The sequence below is a fragment of the Methylobacterium fujisawaense genome, assembly GCF_014138435.1.
Lineage (GTDB): Bacteria > Pseudomonadota > Alphaproteobacteria > Rhizobiales > Beijerinckiaceae > Methylobacterium > Methylobacterium fujisawaense.
On record NZ_JACJIM010000007.1, the window covers coordinates 140,569 to 157,274 of the forward strand.

A 16,706-nucleotide genomic window follows, 5' to 3' on the forward strand; every position below is an offset into this window, starting at 1 on the left:
CGATATCCCGCTCGCGACCACGGCACCGGCCCCCGTCATCGCACGCGCAGGCAGGTATATCCGCAGGCACACCCGCTGCGCCGGAGATGTCGGGCAGCCGGCCCGACCACGGCGGCCCGTCGCATGGGCGACCCTTCTGAAACACGAAAGCCCGGCCGCCGGGCCGGGCTTCGTGACGATGCCGCTGCGTGCCGCTCAGCCGATATGGGGGCTGCCCGTGGCGGCGGGAAAGCGGTCGGCGAGCGCACGGCGCAGCTTTTCCAGGGCCCGGTTCTCGATCTGGCGGACCCGCTCCTTGGAGATGCCGAGCCGCTGGCCCAGGGCTTCGAGGGTCGCCTGATCCTCGGCGAGGCGGCGCTCGCGCAGGATGCGCAGCTCACGCTCGGAGAGGACGGTCAGAGCCTGCTGCAGCCAGCTGAGGCGGCGCTCGCCGTCGACCGTGGCGCTCACGGTCTCGTCCGGCAGGTCGGCCCCGTCGACCAGGAAATCCATCCGCTCCGACGACGCGTCGCTGTCCTCGCCCACGGGGGCGTTGAGGGACATGTCGGGGCCGGACAGGCGTGCATCCATCAGGGCGACGTCGTCACGGGACACCCCGATCGCGCTGGCGATGCGGCGATGGATCTCGTCGCCGACATGTTCCTCGGTGGATTGCATCAACCGGGCGCGCAGCCGGCGCAGATTGAAGAACAGGGCCTTCTGCGCCGAGGAGGTCCCGCCGCGCACGATCGACCAGTTGCGCAGGATGTAATCCTGGATCGAGGCGCGGATCCACCACGTCGCATAGGTGGAGAAGCGGACGTCCCGCTCCGGCTCGAACCGGGCCGCGGCCTCCATCAGGCCGACATGCCCTTCCTGGACGAGGTCGGCCATGGGCAGGCCGTAGTGACGAAAACGCCCCGCCAGGGCGATGACGAGGCGCATATGGGCCGAGATCAGACGGTGGAGGGCCCGCTCGTCGCGCTCGTCCTTCCATCGGACGGCGAGGCCCCGCTCTTCTTCCCGGGCCAGGAAGGGCGCCTCCATGGCAGTCCGTATGAACTGCCGTCGAATTCCCGCGATCTCAGCCATCCGCCTGCCTCTTGTTGCCGAGTGCTGTTGCGGCGTCGGACCCAAGGGCCCGACGCGCAGGCGCCACCGGGGGGTGACGCCAGGCAACCGACAACGGAAGGCAAAACGGGAAAGTTCCGTCCCGATGCCCCACAATGCGACAACGCAGCGGCCACGAATTCGTGTTCCGTCGGGAAGACATGGGATCCCGCCCCGCGCCGTCCAGCCCAGGCCTTCGCGAACGGTCAGGGCCGTCGGGGGGAGCCGGCCGCGCGGACGCAAGAAAAAACCCGGCCACCAGGGCCGGGTTGAATGTCGTTGTCGCGATGCGATGCGCGCCTCAGGCGGCTTCCTCCTGAAGGTCGTCGCCCTCGCTGTCCCCCTCGGCCTCGGCCTCGGGCTCGGCCTCGTTCTTCGCCCGGCGGGGCGACTTGGCGAGGCTCTGCTCGATCAGCTTCAGCGCCTCGGTCTCGGTGATGCGGTTGACCGAAGAGATCTCGCGCACGATCCGGTCCAGAGCCGCCTCGTACAATTGGCGCTCGGAATAGGATTGCTCGGGCTGGGCCTCGGAGCGGAACAGGTCGCGCACGACCTCGGTGACGGAGAGCAGATCACCCGAGTTGATCTTGGCCTCGTATTCCTGCGCGCGGCGCGACCACATGGTGCGCTTGATCCGGGCGCGGCCGGTCAAAAGGTCGAGAGCCTTCTTCACCAGTTCTGGCTCGGCGAGCTTGCGCATGCCGACGCTGTTGGCCTTCGCCGTGGGGACGCGCAGGACCATCTTGTCCTTCTCGAACGAGACCACGAACAGCTCAAGCTTGTAGCCCGCGATTTCCTGCTCCTCGATCGCGGTGATGCGACCGACGCCGTGGGCCGGATACACGACAGCCTCGCCGGTCTTGAAGCCCTGCCGGCCTGTGGTCGTCGTCTTCTTGGCTGTGGTCATGCGAGAAGGGCCTCCACTGGCGCGCAGCGTTCGGCGCCGCGCGAAACCGTGTTCTTCCGGGCGGGACACCCGGTCTGCCTCGCCGCTCCCGAAACCCCCGCGCCCAGCGCGACGATCCCGGTCATTCCCCGGCGCGGCCGTGCAAGCACCTGGCGCGTCCGCCGAAGTCTCCTTCGGCGGCCGATCGCGTACTACTCCTAACAACCGAAAATCGAAGGCGTTTCAGCCGGAGGGAGCACGTCAGGCGCAAGCGACGGCAGGCGGATTGTCTACCACAATCCGGCGCGCAGATCAAAGCATCCCTGAAGACGCACGCGCGGACCACGCGCGGCGTCAAAGAGTTTTACACTGGTGCCATGGGACAGGAATGACCTGGCCGCGTATCTGGGCTTCGTATGACGCAGCCCCGAGGAGGCCTTCAGCGAAGCGGCGGGGCTGAAAAAACTTCCCGCCCACTGGAAAGCCGCGGGCGCATGCGCGTCAGATCCTGTGAATTCGCCCCGAGCTCAGTCGCCAGATCCAGGATTCGGCGAGAAATGCGCCTCCAGCTTTCCGGCCTTTCCGTCCCACTCCTTGGCGTCGGCCGGAGCTTCCTTCTTCTGCGTGATGTTCGGCCAGGTTTTGGCGTAGTCGGCGTTCAGCTTCAGCCACGTGTCCAGATTCGACTCCGTGTCGGGCTTGATCGCTTCGGCCGGGCATTCCGGCTCGCACACGCCGCAATCGATGCACTCATCCGGATGAATGACGAGCATGTTCTCGCCCTCATAGAAACAATCCACCGGACAGACCTCGACGCAGTCCGTGTATTTGCACTTGATGCAATTGTCGGTGACGACGTAGGTCATCGGATGTCTTCGTCCTAAAACTCGACTTGGCCCGGGCAGAGCCTGGGGACGGCCTGCGCGCGCCAGCGGGCGCTGCGAGGGGAACGCCGGTGAGGCCCGGCGCGGAGCCGGGCTTCGGAGGCCAACGGCTCTAGACCCTGCCTCCCGGGCTGACAAGCGCGTGTGCGCCGCATGCGGTCCGCGACGGCCCGCTCGCGCGGGGGCTGTGGCAAAGCCTCATCACTCGTGCGTCTCGACCGGCGGCCCGCCGCCGGACAGATCGTCGTACAGCAGCCGCGCTTCCGGGGCGGGGCCGCGCCGTACGCCGAGGCCGAGGACCCTTACAGCCAGGGTCGCGTGCGGCGCGGCCACCGTCACCACGTCACCGATGCCGATCGCCCGCGCCGGGTTCTCGGCCCGGCTGCCGTTCACCCGGACGAACCCGTCGGAGGCCAGCCGCGCTGCCAGGGACCGGGTCCGCGCGAAGCGCGCGAACCACAGCCATTTGTCGAGGCGCTGCCGGTCCTCCCGCATCCGCGGTGAAGGTCAGCGCTTCCCGCCGTCGCCGGCCTCGAGCTGCGCCTTCAGCGCGGCGAGCTTGGCGAAGGGCGAATCCGGATCGGGCGCCCGCTCGCGCCGGGGCGGCCGCTGGTCGGGCCGCGGGCCGGCATGGCGCTGCTCCGCATTGCGCTGATCGTCGCGGCGTTCCGGCCGACCACCCTCGAACCGGTCGCGGCGTGGACCGCGATCCCGTCCCGGCCGCGGGCCGCCGTCGCCACCTTCGGCGCGACGATGCTCCGGCCGGCCGCCATCCGCGCGTCCCTGGCCCGGGTTCTGGCCCGGCTGGCCCGCATCCCGGCCGCGTCCCGCGCCGCGGGGGCGATTCTGCGGACGCTGGTGCGCTGGGCGCTGATGCCGCTGCAGGCGCCAGACGTCGATCTGCGGAACCTCCGCGGCGGGTTCGCCCTCCGCGGCCGTGCCTTCGGCCGCATCGGCCGCAGCGGGCTCCGCCTCGGCCGTGCCGGGCGCGGCCTCCTCGGTGGCGGAGACCGGCTCGGCGACCGGCGCAGCCTCCTGGGGAGCCTGGTCTGGTTGCTCCGATCCGGCGCCGGTCGCCTCCGCGTGCGGCGCATCGCCCGCGGGCTCCTCGGCCTGCTCTCCGGCGGTCGCATCGGCTGCGAGGTCCGACGCCTGATCCTCGGTCGGGGACGCCTCGACCTCGACGGCCGGGACCTCATCCCCCGGGGAGGCGTGTTCCGCGGCGGTCTCGCCGTCCTCCGCGGCCGGAGCCTCGTCGCCGGCCGGCTCCGCGGCATCCGCCTGCGCGGCAATGGCCTCGTCGGAAGACGCCTCGGCCGGGGCGGCCTGTGCGGCCGGCGCCGTGGCCGCGGCGGGGACGAGCGGCACCGTGATGGCGGGGCCCGGACGCGTCTCCACGTTGTAGCCCAGGGACTTCAGGATCGAGGCGAAATCCTCGCCCGAGCAGCCGACCAGGGAGGTCATGCCGACGGTGGCCACGAAGCCGTCGCCGTCGGCCGTTCCGTCCGGCGGGGCGCCCGGGGTGGTGCCGGGGCGATAGGCGATGGCCGGGCGGATCAGGTCGGCGAGCCGCTCCAGGATGTCGACGCGCACCGCGCGCTCGCCGCTGACCCGGAAGCCGGCGGCGCGGTACAGCCCCTTGGCGATCTCGCGGTCCACCTTGATCGAGGTGCGGCCGGAGCCGGCCAGATGCGCGATCTCGTCGAGGCCGCGCTGGTCGAGGCCGCCGTTGCGCAGGGCCCAGAGTTGCGCCGCGAGCGTCCGCGGCGCCGGCTTGAGCAGGGCCGGCAGGAAGATGTGGTAGGCGCCGAAGCGGACGCCGTGGCGGCGCAGCGCCCCGCGGCCGTCCTGATCGAGGCTGCGCATCTCGTGCGCCACCTTCGAGCGTTCCAGCACGCCCAGCGCCTCGACGACCTGGTAGCCGATGCCCTTGGCGAGACCCGTGAGGTCCGCCGCGGTCTCGATCTCCATCAGAGGGCCGAGCAGGCGCACGATGTAGGCTTTCAGCCACGCATCCAGGCGGGCCTCCACCTTCTCGCGGTGCGCGCCGGTCAGGCTGTCGTCCGCCAGCAGACGGATCTGCGGGGCGAACAGCTTCTCGCCGGGGGTGAGCTTGGCCACCGGCGCGCCGGTCCACCGGATCGTGCCGTCATGCGAGAGCACGAGGGTCGAATCGGCGGTCGCGGCGAATCGTTCGGCCCGCGCCTCGATCTCGCCCGCGAGCGCCTTCTCGGCGGCGCTCCTCAGGGTCTTGGCCTCGTGCCCTTCGGCGCTGGCATCGGGAACGAACAGGAATCCGTGAAGGTGGCCGACATGCTGACCCTCGACGGTGACGTCACCGTCGGCGGTGATCTGGGCTTCGAGCATCGTGTTCTCTCTCAGGCGCCGCATCAGGACGCTGGTGCGCCGGTCGACGAAGCGGCTCGCGAGGCGTTCGTGCAGGGCGTCGGACAGTCTGTCCTCTACCCGACGTGTCTCGCCCTGCCAATGTTCCGGGTCGCGCAGCCAGTCGGGTCTGTTGGCGACGAAGGTCCAGGTGCGTCCCTGGGCGATCCGACGGGACAGCGTGTCGATGTCGCCGTCGGTCCGATCGATCATGGCCACCTGCTCGGCGAACCACGTGTCGGGGATGCGGCCGGCCATCCCCTTCATGAGGAATCGGTAGAGCTGGGCCACCAGATCGGCGTGCACCTGCGGGTGGACCTTGCGGTAGTCCGGCACGCCGCAGACGTCCCAGAGCCGCCTCACCGTGGCGGCGCTGCGCGCCATGTCGCGGATGTCGTCCTCCTTCATGAGGATCTCGAGCGCCTGCTGATCCTCGCCCATGGGGGCGCGGGTCAGCCCCGATTCGCGCGGGTGCTCGTCGAGGCTCGCCTGCAAGCCCTCCAGGCTGCCGAAGCGCAGGTCCGGATTGCGCCATTGCAGGATGCGGAGGGGATCGAAGTCGTGGCTCTCGAGCCGCTCCACCAGCTCGGCCTCGAAGGTCGGGCAGCGCCCGGTGGAGCCGAAGGTGCCGTCGGCGAGGTGGCGCCCGGCGCGGCCGGCGATCTGGCCCATCTCGGCGGGGGTGAGCTTGCGGAAGCGGGTGCCGTCGTACTTCCAGTTCGCCGCGAAGGCGACGTGGTCGACGTCGAGGTTGAGGCCCATCCCGACGGCATCGGTCGCGACGAGGTAGTCCACGTCGCCCGCCTGGTACATCTCGACCTGGGCGTTGCGGGTCCGGGGGGAGAGCGCGCCGAGCACCACTGCGGCGCCCCCGCGCTGACGCCGGATCAGCTCGGCAATGGCGTAGACCTCCTCGGCCGAGAACGCGACGATCGCGGTGCGCCGGGGCAGGCGCGACAGCCGCTTCTCCCCCGCGAAGGTCAGTTGCGACAGCCGCGGCCGGGTCGTGGTGTGGACGTTGGGGATCAGGTCCTGAACCAAAGGCAGCATGGTCGAGGAGCCGATCAGGAGGGTTTCCTCCCGGCCGCGGACGTAGAGCAGGCGGTCGGTGAAGACGTGGCCGCGGTCCATGTCGGCGGCGAGCTGGATCTCGTCGATGGCCACGAAGGCCACGTCGAGGTCGCGAGGCATCGCCTCGATGGTGCAGATCCAGTAGCGCGGCCGGTCCGGCTTGATCTTCTCCTCGCCGGTGACCAGCGCGACCTTCTCGGGGCCGACCTTGGCGACGACGCGCAGGTAGACCTCCCGGGCGAGAAGCCGCAGGGGCAACCCGATCATCCCGGTCGGGTGCGCGAGCATCCGCTCGATGGCGAGATGCGTCTTGCCGGTGTTGGTCGGCCCGAGGACCGCGGTGACGCCGCGGGCGCGGGCATCGCGGGACAGCGAGCGGCTGGGCGAGGGGCGGAGCAGCGCGTCGATGGTCGGCGGTTCCTTCGGACGGGAAGGCCGTCGCGGCGCCGTCGCGGCGCGGGCGGGGAGGCGGGTTCGACCGGCCGGCCGCGTCTCAGGGACGGTAGGGCCGGGACGGTCCGCCCTCATATGGGATGCCGCCCCCGCCAGGTCCAATCTGGGGCGTGATCATCGGGAAGATGTCGATCTGCGTCGTCGGCGTGCCCGGCTGCGGTGCCACGTCGGCGCAGAGCGTGTCGGGCACCGCCACGAGGGGGCCGCGCCGCGGCGGCCGGTGCTCGACGACTTCGGCCGACGAGAAGGCGTCGCCGCCGCAGCCCGGATCGGCGGTGCCGGCGCTCAGGGGCTGCGCGGCCGCCGGGCCGGTGACGACGGCCAAGGCGAGGGCGATTCGGAGAGCAAGCGGGCGCATCCGCCGATTATCGCCGGGAACGTGAAGATTTCCTCCACCTCCGGCCGCGCGCTCCGGAGCCGCCTCCTCTGGGCCCGCAGGCACCTGAGGGAGAGCGCCACGGTTTCAGGCCTCGCGCTGCCCGAGGGCACGGCGCTCCGGGCTGAGGGCGGCGCGGGCTGCATCGACCGCGGTCTCCGAACGCCAGGCGGATCAGTCGACGCCTTCGACGAGGACCACCTCGCCGATCCCCGCCGGCCGGCGCTTGGCGACGGCGGCCTGGTACTCGGGCGAGAAATAGTAGGCGCGCGCCGCCTCGTAGGACTCGAACTCCAGCACGACGTTGCGCGGACGGGCCTCGCCCTCCAGCGCCTCGCAGCGGCCGCCGCGCACCAGCGGCGTGCAGCCGTACTTGCGCATGGCCTCGGAGGCCATGGCGGCGTAGTCCTTGTAGGTCTCCGGATCGGTGACCGTCATCCGGACGATGATGTAGCCCTTGGGCATTGGCTGACCTCCCTGGCGCGGCTGTCGCGCCGCGCGGACGTGCCGGGAAAGCCGCGGGCGGTCAAACCGCCGCTACTGCCCGGGCAGGCTCGCCTGTGCGACGCTGGTGCCGGCGGCGCCGGCCGTCCCGGTCGTGCCCGCATTGCCGCCCTGGCTCCAGCGCGTCGCCTCGATGATGTTGGTGCCGATCGTGGTGAGCACCGAGATGCGCAGCGGGATCAGGACCCGCGTCCCCTCGACGGGGGCGAGCCAGACCGACATCTCGCGGTTCTCCTCCATGAACTTCACCCCCGGCCGGTCCGGGCGGTGGCCGGCCACCGCCTGGTAGCGGGCGTTGCAGACGAGCACCGGGCCGGCATAGCCGGGCTTCTGAACCGGGCGCGTCTCGGCGTAGCTCAGCACCACGTTGAAGCGGGTGGCGCCATCGAAGACCGGCAGGGTGCGGTTGCAGTTTTCCGGATCGAGGGGCTCGCCGCGTCCCTGAGTCGGCATCAGCAGGGCGCTGACCGGGTCGATGATGCCGCGCTTGTTGGAGGCTGTGACCGGGACGCGGTCCTGCATGTCGACGAGGGGCGGCGTGATCTCGGCCTGGACCACGTTGCCGTGCGCCAGGGCCATGCGCACCGCGATGCCGGAACTGGCCGTCTGGGTCGCGATGGCGAAGGCGCCGGGCTGCGGTGCCGCCGCGAAGCTTCCGGAGGCCCGGGCCGAGCCCTTGCCGCCGGTGATCGCGCCGACGAGGCCCGTGAGCACCGCCGACACGTCCATGAGGTAGCGGTCGCGGTCGAACGAACCGGCCAGCCGCGCCGTGCCGATCGGCAGGCCGGCGAGGTTGATGCCGTAATCGACCGCCACGGTCGCGGCAGCACCCGCGGCCCGCTTCGCGCGCGACGCCCGCGAGGCGGCATCGGCCGGAGCCATGAGGGCGGCGAGGGCGAGGAGGCTGCCCGCGAGGCGCCCGGCAGCGTGCTTTGTCACAGGCTTGATCATCCGACGGATTGGCGTGGCGCTCATGATCCGGATCGCATCCCAGGGCGGGCGGCCCAAGACACGCGCTCGGACACACCCTCTCGAACACCCCCGCGCGTCGGACGCCTCTCGAGGCCCGGAGCCGGGAGAGGCACCTTCCTGCAGGTGGAAGAAGGCTATATCCCGGCATCGTGGTTAACAGACCGTTGGGCGGCCCTGGCGGCTCTGCGGTCGGCGGGCACCTTGACGCGGCGCGCCTTCGTCGCCTATAGGCTCGCGCCTTCAACAGGACTCCGCCGGACCTGGAACACGCAATGGGCGCCGCCTGCTGCGACGATGATCGCGCCGGTCGCGATCGGGTCTATTCGGGCGGAACGAGACGGGATCGTTTTTTATCATGGCGCGCCGCTGCGAACTCACCGGCAAGGCCGTTCAGGTCGGCCACCTCGTGAGCCACTCGAACCGCAAGACCAAGTGCCGGTTCCTGCCGAACCTGTGCAACGTCACCCTCCAGTCCGACGCGCTCGGCAAGCGCGTCCGTCTGCGGGTCACCGCGCACGCCCTGCGCTCCGTGGAGCACCGCGGTGGGCTCGACGCCTTCCTGATCAAGGCTGGCGAGGGCGACCTGTCGCAGACCGCCCGCCTCCTGAAGCGCGAGATCCACAAGAAGCTCGCCGAGGCCCCGGCCGCCGCGGCCTGAGTCTCCGGGCTTCACGCCATCCTTCATCGGACGGTTCGAACCGCCGTGGCCCTCGAGGCCGCGGCGGTTTCCGCTTGCGCGCAACAGGCACAGTGATCCGGAAAATCCCGTCCATGACCGCATCCTGAGGGGCCCGCGTCAGCGGGCCGCCAAGGAGGGCTCCAGGGATCGGGCGGCCTGACGGAGGTTTCCTTCGCGGCCTCCGCGGCGCTCCGGCATCTCAGGATGAGAGGCCGGAGCGGATGGGCCTCGAGGCCGAAGAAGGCCCGCGGACGGTCAGCGCCGCCCGCCCGCCGCGCGCAGCATCCGGCCGGTCGGTGCCGGCGTGCCGTTCTCTTCGAACAGCTCCGCGAGCTTCTCGGTCATTGCCCCGCCGAGTTCCTCGGCGTCGATGATCGTCACGGCGCGGCGGTAGTACCGCGTCACGTCGTGGCCGATGCCGATGGCGAGCAGTTCCACCGGCGAGCGCGTCTCGATCTCCTCGATCATCCAGCGCAGGTGCCGTTCGAGGTAGTTGCCGGCATTGACCGACAGAGTCGAATCGTCCACCGGCGCGCCGTCCGAGATCACCATCAGAATCTTGCGCTGTTCCGGCCGGCCGAGCAGGCGCTTGTGCGCCCAATCCAGCGCCTCGCCGTCGATATTTTCCTTGAGCAGACCTTCGCGCATCATCAGGCCGAGGTTCTTGCGCGCCCGCCGCCAGGGGGCGTCGGCCGATTTGTAGACGATGTGGCGCAGGTCGTTCAGGCGGCCGGGATTCGGCGGCTTGCCGGCGGCGAGCCACGCCTCGCGGCTCTGGCCGCCCTTCCAGGCCCGGGTGGTGAAGCCCAGGATCTCCACTTTCACGCCGCAGCGCTCCAGTGTCCGCGCCAGGATGTCGGCGCAGGTCGCCGCCACGGTGATCGGCCGGCCGCGCATCGACCCGGAATTGTCGAGGAGCAGCGTGACGACCGTGTCGCGGAAGTTCGTATCCTTCTCCTGCTTGAAGGAGAGGGGCTGGTAGGGATCGATGACCACGCGCACGAGCCGCGCCGGATCGAGCTGACCTTCTTCCAGGTCGAAGTCCCAGGCGCGGTTCTGTTGGGCGAGGAGGCGGCGCTGAAGCCGGTTGGCGAGGCGGCCGACCACCCCCTGCAGATGGGAGAGCTGCTTGTCGAGGTAGGAGCGCAGGCGCGCCAGCTCGTCGGCGTCGCACAGCTCCTCGGCGTGGATGACCTCGTCGAACCGGGGGTTGAACACCCGGTATTCGGGTCCACGCGCCTCGTTGCCCTGCCGCTGGGGCGGCCGCGAGGCCTCCGAGGCCTCCTCGGATTCCGCATCCTCCGCCTCCTCGGGCAGCTCGCCCGAGGGCGCATCGGCGGATTCCTGGGCGCCGTCCTCGATCTCGTCGGAGGCTTCCTCGGAGGTCTCGATCTCGGCGCGCTCGCCCTGGCTCTTCTCCTCCGAATCGCCCTCGCTCGGGTTCTGCTCCTCGTCCTGGGCGTCGTTCTCGTCGTCGTTCTCGTCATCCTCGGCGTCGAACGGCGTCTCGTCCGACATGTCGAGGGAGGTGAGGAGATCGCGCACCGAGCGGGCGAACTTGCGCTGGTCCTCGATCGAGCCGATCAGCCCGTCGAGATTCGGGCCGGCCTTGGACTCGATATGCTCGCGCCACAGTTCGACGATCTTGGTGGCAGCCTCGGGCGGCTTCTGGCCGGTCAGGCGCTCGCGCACCATCAGGGCGACCGCGTCCTCCATGGGGGCGTCGGCCCGGTCGGTGATGGTCTCGTACTTGCCGCCGCGGTGGTAGCGGTCCTCCAGCATCGCCGAGATGTTGCTGGCGACGCCCGCCATCCGGCGCGAGCCGATCGCCTCGACCCGGGCCTGCTCGACCGCGTCGTAGACTGCCCGGGCGGCGGCGTTCTCGGGGGCGAGGCGGCGATGGACGGCGACGTCGTGGCAGCCGAGCCGCAGCGCCATGGCGTCGGCATTGCCGCGCAGCACTGCGACGTCCTGCGCCGAGAGCTTGCGCGGCGGCTCGGGCAGCCGGGCCTTGTCGCCGGTGAGCGCCGGCCGGTCGGTGGCGTAGGTGACCTCGACCTCAGAGCGCCGGGCGATGGCGCGCAGGCAGCCGGCCACCGAGCGCTTCAGGGGCTCGGCCACGGGTTCGCGGCGCTCGCCGGGCTTGCGGTTGGAGATGGACATGCGGGCTACCGGTCGACGTCGACTTCGAAGGGGCGATTCAGGATGTCGTCCCAGCTGTAGGGACACTCCGCGGGCAGGGTTTTGGGCGAGCGCCTCATCTGCCGGGCCGCCCCGAGGCGACCGAGGCGGAACCCGTCGCGCTGCGCCTCGTCCAGGCTGGATCTCAACCCGGGGCTCTTCCGCAGCGGGATCAGGATGCGCTCACGGTGCTCGGCGATGCTGAGCGTCCAGCTGCGGCTGCGACGTTCCGGCTGGTGATCCCATTTCAGCATGTGGAGCAGGACGATCTCCACAGCGCTGGTGAGCCGGTGATATTCGCTCAAGCCCACGTCGCTCAGCTCCTCGGCGATGTTGTCGAGGTCGAGGGCGTCCACCCGGCCGGCGCGGAGCAACGCCACCTGCTCCTGAACCCAGCTATAGAGATCATCCGCGTAGCGCGTCCGCCCCTCGGCATGCGGAGCCGCCGGAGCGTCCTCGCGGGTCGGGGCCGGATGCGCCATCGCGTCCTCCATGCAGATCAGCTCAGCGCGACGTTCACCGCGCTCTCGGGCAGCTCCTTGCCGAAGGCGCGCTGGTAGAACTCGGCCACCAGGGTCCGCTCCAGCTCGTCGCACTTGTTCAGGAAGGTCACCCGGAAGGCGAAGCCGATATCCTTGAAGATGTCGGCGTTCTCGGCCCAGGTGATCACCGTGCGCGGGCTCATGACGGTGGACAGATCGCCGTTCATGAAGGCGTTGCGCGTGAGATCCGCCACCCGAACCATCCGGTTGACGATGTCGCGGCCCTGGTCGCTCCGGTAATGCGTGGCCTTCGAGAGCACGATGTCGACCTCGCGGTCGTGGGGCAGATAGTTCAGCGTCGTGACGATCGACCAGCGGTCCATCTGACCCTGGTTGATCTGCTGGGTGCCGTGATAGAGGCCCGAGGTGTCCCCCAGTCCCACGGTGTTGGCCGTGGCGAACAGCCGGAAGGCCGGGTGCGGGCGGATCACGCGCTTCTGATCGAGGAGCGTCAGGCGGCCCGAGAGTTCCAGCACGCGCTGGATCACGAACATCACGTCCGGGCGGCCGGCATCGTACTCATCGAACACGAGGGCCACGTTGTTCTGCAGCGCCCAGGGCAGGATGCCGTCCTGAAAGGCGGTGACCTGCTTGCCGTCCTTCAGGACGATGGCGTCCTTGCCGACGAGGTCGATGCGCGAGACGTGGCTGTCGAGGTTGATGCGGATGCACGGCCAGTTCAGCCGGGCGGCCACCTGCTCGATATGGGTCGATTTGCCGGTACCGTGATAGCCGGTGACCATCACGCGGCGGTTGCGCGCGAAGCCCGCCAGGATCGCGAGCGTCGTCTCCCGGTCGAAGATGTAGTCCGGATCGAGATCCGGCACGTGCTCCTCGGGCTCGGCATAGGCCGGGACCTTGAGGTCGAGGTCGATGCCGAAGACATCGCGGACGGAGACGGTGCGGTCGGGCAGCGCGGCGGGCGTATCGTCAGAGAGCATTCGGAACCTCGTGAGGCGCGGTCGCTCCACTCCCTAGCAGTGGAACATCCGCGCGAAAGGACGTCGAGCCGGGCCTCCGCGGCGGGGCGAAGCCATCCTTAGACGGCGACGCGCCCGGGCGCCACCGACCGGCATCGACCCCATATAGGGTCGCGCCGTGCGGATTGCCCTATCCCGGATGCGAACCGGCGTGCAGGGTTCGTGCCGGTCAGCAGAGTCCGGCCCCACGCAGCACGTCGTGAGCCCGAATGATGTCGCGCAGCCGCTCCTCGAACGACCGGTCGCCGCCGTTGGCGTCGGGGTGGAAGCGCTTCACCAGGATCTTGTACTGCGCCTTGATGGCGGCCGAATCCGCGCCTTCCTCAAGGCCCATCACGTCGAGGGCCCGGCGGACCGTGGCCGAGTGGCGGGGCTTGCGCGGCTCCTCGGGCTGACGCGCGCGCCGGCGGGCATCGCCGACGCCCTCGCCGCGCAGGATGCCCAGCGGATCGACATAGGCCCAGTCGCGGGCCGGCTCGTCCGCCGGTTTCGCCTGGCCGGTCCGGTTCACGCCCATCGCCCAGGTCGGGCGATGCCCGATGATCGCGTCCTTCTGATAGGCCTGGACGGCGGCATCGTTCATGCCGTCGAAGTAGTTGTAGGTCGCGTTGTAGGCGCGGACGTGGTCCATGCAGAAGCGCCAGTACTGGCCCTCCGCCTTCCGGCCCTTGGGCGCCCGGTACAGACCCGGATGGGTGCAGCCCGGACTCTCGCAGACGCCCTCGGCCGCGGCTTTCGGCTCGTCGCAGGACGGTTTGATCCGGATGCTGTCGAACAGGCGCGAGTTGAGATCCATGACGGGCCGATTATGAGGGGGCAGACCTGAGACACAAGGGCACCGGGCCTGATGACGCATGCGCGGGATCGGGCTTGACGGCAGCCCACGAACGCGACGCGAGGGCAGGATGACGGATGGTGCGGGCGCGGGGGGCACCCTGCGGGACTGGATGGAGACGCGGCTGCGGGAGCAACTCGCGCCGGCGCGCCTCGACGTGATCGACGAGTCGCATCTGCATGCCGGTCATGCGGGGGCACGGCCGGGGGGCGAGACCCACTACCGGCTCGACATCGTCGCGTCGGCGTTCGAGGGCAAGAGCCGCGTGGAGCGACACCGCTTGGTGAACGCAGTCCTGGACGATGCGTTCAAGCGCGGTCTCCACGCCCTCGCCGTGCGCGCCCGCACGCCGGCCGAGGCCGCCTGACCCGGCCGCGCGGCCGCCCGCGGGCAGCCCTCGGTCCGCCCGGGTCGGTGGCGTGGGCGGGGCAGCGGATTGAGGGGAATGTGGTTATGGGGATACCCCTCTGCATCCTCCGCCCCGCGCCCGATACGCGGGCGCGGCGGCCGTTGACGATCCTGTCGGAGAGGCCGCCATGTCCCTGCGGGTGACGCCGCGCATCGCCATCGCGGAGGACGAGATCACCTTGTCCTTCATGCGTGCTTCGGGCGCGGGCGGCCAGAACGTCAACAAGGTCGAGACGGCGGTCCAGCTCCGCTGGCCGGTCCTGAATTCGCCCTCCGTGGATGACCGCGTGAAGGCGAACGTGGTGCGGCTCGCGGGGCGGCGCATGACCAAGGACGGCGTCCTGGTCCTCATCGGGCAGCGGCACCGGACGCAGGAGCGCAACAGGGCCGAGATCCTGCAGCGCCTCGTCGACCTCGTGGCCGAGGCCGCCAAGCCGCCGCCCCCGATCCGCCGGGCGACGAAGCCCACGAAGGGCTCCAAGGAACGGCGGATCGTCGCCAAGAAGAGCCGTGCCGTGATCAAGCAGGGCCGGGGCAGCTACCGGGATTCCGACGGCTGATCCCGCGCCCGCCCCGGTGGGATCTCAGTGGATGGCGTCGATGACCTCGGCCTTCGGGCTGGCGTCGGGCGCCGGAGAGGAGCCCGCCACCAGCGTGCTGCCCGGCTTGGCGATGGTCAGCACGATCGCGATCAGCGCCAGGATGGCGGCGAGCGCCGCCGGGAACAGGAAGGCCGATTCGCCGTAGCGGATGTCGAGCAGGCCGCCCACCACCGCGCCGGTGCTGAGACCGGCCCAGAGCGGCGCCTGGATCCAGAAGGAGGGCGCCACCGTGCCGAGCAGCAGGTTGGCGCAGCCGGTGCCGAAACGCACCACGGCGCCGGTGACGTAGGTGAGCGCCAGGGAGCGGCCGCCCTCGTCCTGCAGCGTCGCGTTCTGAAGGCCCAGCGCCAGGACGATGGGATAGGCGTGCAGCGGATAGGCGAAGGTGCCCCACGGCATCAGCAGGCCGCCGGCGAGCAGCAGGGCCTGGAGCGTCAGCAGCACGGCGAGGCGCCAGCGCCCGACCCAGGCGGCGATCAAAGTCCCCAGGAAGGCGCCGAAGCAGAACATGCAGATGGTGCTGGCGACGCGGGTGACGTTCTCCCAGTCGCCATTGGCCACCGCCACGCCGAAGCGGGTGGTGTTGCCCGACATGAACGACATGAACAGCTGCGAGAATTCCAGGAAGCCGATGGAATCGGCGCAGCCCGCGAGCGCGGCCAACGCGATCGCGAACGGGATGCGGGTTCGCGGATCGGCCGGAAAGGACTTGTCGGCCGGCGGTTCTGGCTTCCGCTCCGGTGTCGCGCGGCCTGTCCTGTTTCCGTAATCCGCCATGCTGATCCCCCGATCGAGCGGCCGCGCCCATTCGCGGCCGACAAACAATGGACGAAGAGCCAAGCGGTTTCATGCCGATGTGCGGCGCAGCACAACGACGCGCCCCGGCACCGGCCGCCCACCCTCGCGCCGGATGTGGGCGGGACGCAGAGTCAGGATCTCCAGTCCGGCGCCGGCGGCCGTCGCCGCGATGTGGGCATCGGCATGGGCATAGCGTCCGTCCTTGCCCAGGACCGAGCCGGCACCGTCGTGGGATTGCACCGTGACGGCGCCGAGCCCGCCCGGTCGCAGGACCCGGCCGATCCCCGTCAGGAACGCGGCGAGGTCCGCCACGTAGATCAGGACGTCCGCGGCGAGGCAGAGATCGGCGCAGGCCTCCGGCAGGTCCGCCAGGGCGGCGGAGAGGTCGCCTTCGATCAGGCGGTCGTAGAGCGGCCGATCCCGCCACGTCTTGGCCCGCGCCATTGCCAGCATCCCGGGGGAGAGGTCGATCCCGGTGAGATGATCGACCCGGTCGCGCAGAACGGTGCCCATCAGCCCCGTGCCGCAGCCGAGATCGAGCGCGACCGGGAAGCGCTCCGGGACGCCCGGCAGGGCGTCGCGGACGCGTTGCGGGCCGACATAGCCCAGGCCCTCCACGAGGTGGTGCTCGAAACGCGGCGCGTAGTCGTCGAACAGAGCCCGGACATAGGCGGGCGACAGGACCGGGAGGCCGTCGCCGACACCCAGGCGGACGAGATGCGTGCGCACGCCCAGCCTGTCCTCCGGATCGATCTCGAGGGCGCTGGCATAGGCCCGTGCCGCCGCGGCACGCAGGGCCGGATCGGCGCCGGAGGCCGCCAGCCCCTCCCGCGCCCGGCCCAGCAGGAGCCAGGCGGGCGCGTAGCGCGGAGCAAGGTCCAGGACCTGCTCGGCGAGGTCGGCGGCGCCCGCATGGTCGCCGTCGGCCAAGCAGGCCTCCGCGTAGCGATAGCGGCGATCGGCGAGGAGGTCGCCGGAACTGAGCTGCGAGGCCATGCGTCTGCCGGGTCGGGGGCGCCTATATATCGGGGCCACCGGCGGACTCCACCGGCTGCACGGAC

At 70.5% G+C, this 16,706-nt stretch carries 17 protein-coding genes; 3 read left to right on the plus strand and 14 right to left on the minus strand.

All coding sequences use genetic code 11. The annotated features are described in order from the left end of the window. Positions 1-195 precede the first annotated feature (195 nt). From GGQ91_RS21705 to GGQ91_RS21740, 8 genes are all read right to left on the minus strand, one after another. Positions 196-1,071, minus strand: coding sequence for an RNA polymerase factor sigma-32 (locus tag GGQ91_RS21705; protein WP_012320644.1), 876 nt, complete (start codon positions 1,069-1,071; stop codon positions 196-198). 319 nt (positions 1,072-1,390) lie between these two features. Continuing rightward, positions 1,391-1,996 (minus strand): CarD family transcriptional regulator, encoded by a 606-nt coding sequence (locus GGQ91_RS21710; RefSeq protein WP_043354614.1) that lies wholly within the window; start codon positions 1,994-1,996, stop codon positions 1,391-1,393. 506 nt (positions 1,997-2,502) lie between these two features. After that, positions 2,503-2,841 carry a ferredoxin FdxA gene (fdxA, locus tag GGQ91_RS21715; RefSeq protein ID WP_043354612.1) on the minus strand — a complete coding sequence of 113 codons (339 nt, stop codon included), beginning with the start codon at positions 2,839-2,841 and terminating at the stop codon, positions 2,503-2,505. Positions 2,842-3,060: 219 nt separating this feature from the next. Continuing rightward, a complete protein-coding gene (locus GGQ91_RS21720) occupies positions 3,061-3,354 on the minus strand; it encodes an RNA-binding S4 domain-containing protein (protein WP_043385109.1) in 294 nt (97 codons plus the stop codon). 12 nt (positions 3,355-3,366) lie between these two features. Continuing rightward, complete coding sequence (locus tag GGQ91_RS21725) at positions 3,367-6,843, minus strand: helicase-related protein (RefSeq protein ID WP_403091503.1); 3,477 nt, start codon at positions 6,841-6,843, stop codon at positions 3,367-3,369. Then, entirely contained in the window at positions 6,809-7,126 is a 318-nt protein-coding gene (locus GGQ91_RS21730) for a hypothetical protein (protein ID WP_043351171.1), read from the minus strand. Before GGQ91_RS21730 ends, GGQ91_RS21725 begins: the two co-directional genes overlap by 35 nt. A gap of 192 nt (positions 7,127-7,318) precedes the next feature. Then, on the minus strand, positions 7,319-7,609 hold the full coding sequence (locus tag GGQ91_RS21735) for a DUF1330 domain-containing protein (RefSeq protein ID WP_043351173.1): 291 nt from the start codon (positions 7,607-7,609) through the stop codon (positions 7,319-7,321). Between the two features lie 72 nt (positions 7,610-7,681). After that, on the minus strand, positions 7,682-8,623 hold the full coding sequence (locus GGQ91_RS21740) for a DUF3108 domain-containing protein (protein WP_396652030.1): 942 nt from the start codon (positions 8,621-8,623) through the stop codon (positions 7,682-7,684). A 352-nt stretch (positions 8,624-8,975) separates the two neighbouring features. Between GGQ91_RS21740 and rpmB the strand changes: the two genes are divergently transcribed. Next, entirely contained in the window at positions 8,976-9,278 is a 303-nt protein-coding gene (gene rpmB / locus GGQ91_RS21745; RefSeq protein WP_091778228.1) for a 50S ribosomal protein L28, read from the plus strand. A 276-nt stretch (positions 9,279-9,554) separates the two neighbouring features. Here the strand turns inward: rpmB and cobT are convergent, their stop codons facing one another. The 4 genes from cobT to GGQ91_RS21765 all read right to left on the minus strand — a co-directional run bounded on the left by cobT (position 9,555) and on the right by GGQ91_RS21765 (position 13,798). Then, positions 9,555-11,462 (minus strand): cobaltochelatase subunit CobT, encoded by a 1,908-nt coding sequence (gene cobT / locus GGQ91_RS21750; RefSeq protein ID WP_043385115.1) that lies wholly within the window; start codon positions 11,460-11,462, stop codon positions 9,555-9,557. Positions 11,463-11,467: 5 nt separating this feature from the next. Next, positions 11,468-11,962, minus strand: coding sequence for a DUF29 domain-containing protein (locus GGQ91_RS21755; RefSeq protein ID WP_182592826.1), 495 nt, complete (start codon positions 11,960-11,962; stop codon positions 11,468-11,470). A gap of 17 nt (positions 11,963-11,979) precedes the next feature. Then, on the minus strand, positions 11,980-12,963 hold the full coding sequence (gene cobS, locus GGQ91_RS21760; RefSeq protein WP_043358054.1) for a cobaltochelatase subunit CobS: 984 nt from the start codon (positions 12,961-12,963) through the stop codon (positions 11,980-11,982). Positions 12,964-13,171: 208 nt separating this feature from the next. After that, positions 13,172-13,798 carry a J domain-containing protein gene (locus tag GGQ91_RS21765; protein ID WP_043358056.1) on the minus strand — a complete coding sequence of 209 codons (627 nt, stop codon included), beginning with the start codon at positions 13,796-13,798 and terminating at the stop codon, positions 13,172-13,174. 109 nt (positions 13,799-13,907) lie between these two features. On the opposite strand from GGQ91_RS21765, the gene GGQ91_RS21770 reads away from it, so the two are divergent. Together GGQ91_RS21770 and arfB are read left to right on the plus strand one after the other, a co-directional pair. Next, positions 13,908-14,204 carry a BolA family protein gene (locus GGQ91_RS21770; protein WP_043385118.1) on the plus strand — a complete coding sequence of 99 codons (297 nt, stop codon included), beginning with the start codon at positions 13,908-13,910 and terminating at the stop codon, positions 14,202-14,204. Between the two features lie 169 nt (positions 14,205-14,373). Further along, positions 14,374-14,805 carry an alternative ribosome rescue aminoacyl-tRNA hydrolase ArfB gene (gene arfB, locus GGQ91_RS21775; RefSeq protein WP_182592827.1) on the plus strand — a complete coding sequence of 144 codons (432 nt, stop codon included), beginning with the start codon at positions 14,374-14,376 and terminating at the stop codon, positions 14,803-14,805. A 24-nt stretch (positions 14,806-14,829) separates the two neighbouring features. Here arfB and GGQ91_RS21780 read toward each other — a convergent pair whose 3' ends face one another. Both GGQ91_RS21780 and GGQ91_RS21785 read right to left on the minus strand, forming a co-directional pair. Further along, positions 14,830-15,624: a YoaK family protein gene (locus GGQ91_RS21780; protein ID WP_043358073.1), complete on the minus strand. Its 795-nt coding sequence runs from the start codon at positions 15,622-15,624 to the stop codon at positions 14,830-14,832. A gap of 69 nt (positions 15,625-15,693) precedes the next feature. Further along, entirely contained in the window at positions 15,694-16,641 is a 948-nt protein-coding gene (locus tag GGQ91_RS21785) for a methyltransferase domain-containing protein (RefSeq protein ID WP_043358061.1), read from the minus strand. Positions 16,642-16,706 lie beyond the last annotated feature (65 nt).

Coding starts and splice junctions, on each gene's coding strand:
- GGQ91_RS21705 (WP_012320644.1), bottom strand. CDS start 1,071: ATGGCTGAGATCGCGGGAATTCGACGGCAGTTCATACGGACTGCCATG.
- GGQ91_RS21710 (WP_043354614.1), bottom strand. CDS start 1,996: ATGACCACAGCCAAGAAGACGACGACCACAGGCCGGCAGGGCTTCAAG.
- fdxA (WP_043354612.1), bottom strand. CDS start 2,841: ATGACCTACGTCGTCACCGACAATTGCATCAAGTGCAAATACACGGAC.
- GGQ91_RS21720 (WP_043385109.1), bottom strand. CDS start 3,354: ATGCGGGAGGACCGGCAGCGCCTCGACAAATGGCTGTGGTTCGCGCGC.
- GGQ91_RS21725 (WP_403091503.1), bottom strand. CDS start 6,843: ATGAGGGCGGACCGTCCCGGCCCTACCGTCCCTGAGACGCGGCCGGCC.
- GGQ91_RS21730 (WP_043351171.1), bottom strand. CDS start 7,126: ATGCGCCCGCTTGCTCTCCGAATCGCCCTCGCCTTGGCCGTCGTCACC.
- GGQ91_RS21735 (WP_043351173.1), bottom strand. CDS start 7,609: ATGCCCAAGGGCTACATCATCGTCCGGATGACGGTCACCGATCCGGAG.
- GGQ91_RS21740 (WP_396652030.1), bottom strand. CDS start 8,623: ATGAGCGCCACGCCAATCCGTCGGATGATCAAGCCTGTGACAAAGCAC.
- rpmB (WP_091778228.1), top strand. CDS start 8,976: ATGGCGCGCCGCTGCGAACTCACCGGCAAGGCCGTTCAGGTCGGCCAC.
- cobT (WP_043385115.1), bottom strand. CDS start 11,462: ATGTCCATCTCCAACCGCAAGCCCGGCGAGCGCCGCGAACCCGTGGCC.
- GGQ91_RS21755 (WP_182592826.1), bottom strand. CDS start 11,962: ATGGCGCATCCGGCCCCGACCCGCGAGGACGCTCCGGCGGCTCCGCAT.
- cobS (WP_043358054.1), bottom strand. CDS start 12,963: ATGCTCTCTGACGATACGCCCGCCGCGCTGCCCGACCGCACCGTCTCC.
- GGQ91_RS21765 (WP_043358056.1), bottom strand. CDS start 13,798: ATGGATCTCAACTCGCGCCTGTTCGACAGCATCCGGATCAAACCGTCC.
- GGQ91_RS21770 (WP_043385118.1), top strand. CDS start 13,908: ATGACGGATGGTGCGGGCGCGGGGGGCACCCTGCGGGACTGGATGGAG.
- arfB (WP_182592827.1), top strand. CDS start 14,374: ATGTCCCTGCGGGTGACGCCGCGCATCGCCATCGCGGAGGACGAGATC.
- GGQ91_RS21780 (WP_043358073.1), bottom strand. CDS start 15,624: ATGGCGGATTACGGAAACAGGACAGGCCGCGCGACACCGGAGCGGAAG.
- GGQ91_RS21785 (WP_043358061.1), bottom strand. CDS start 16,641: ATGGCCTCGCAGCTCAGTTCCGGCGACCTCCTCGCCGATCGCCGCTAT.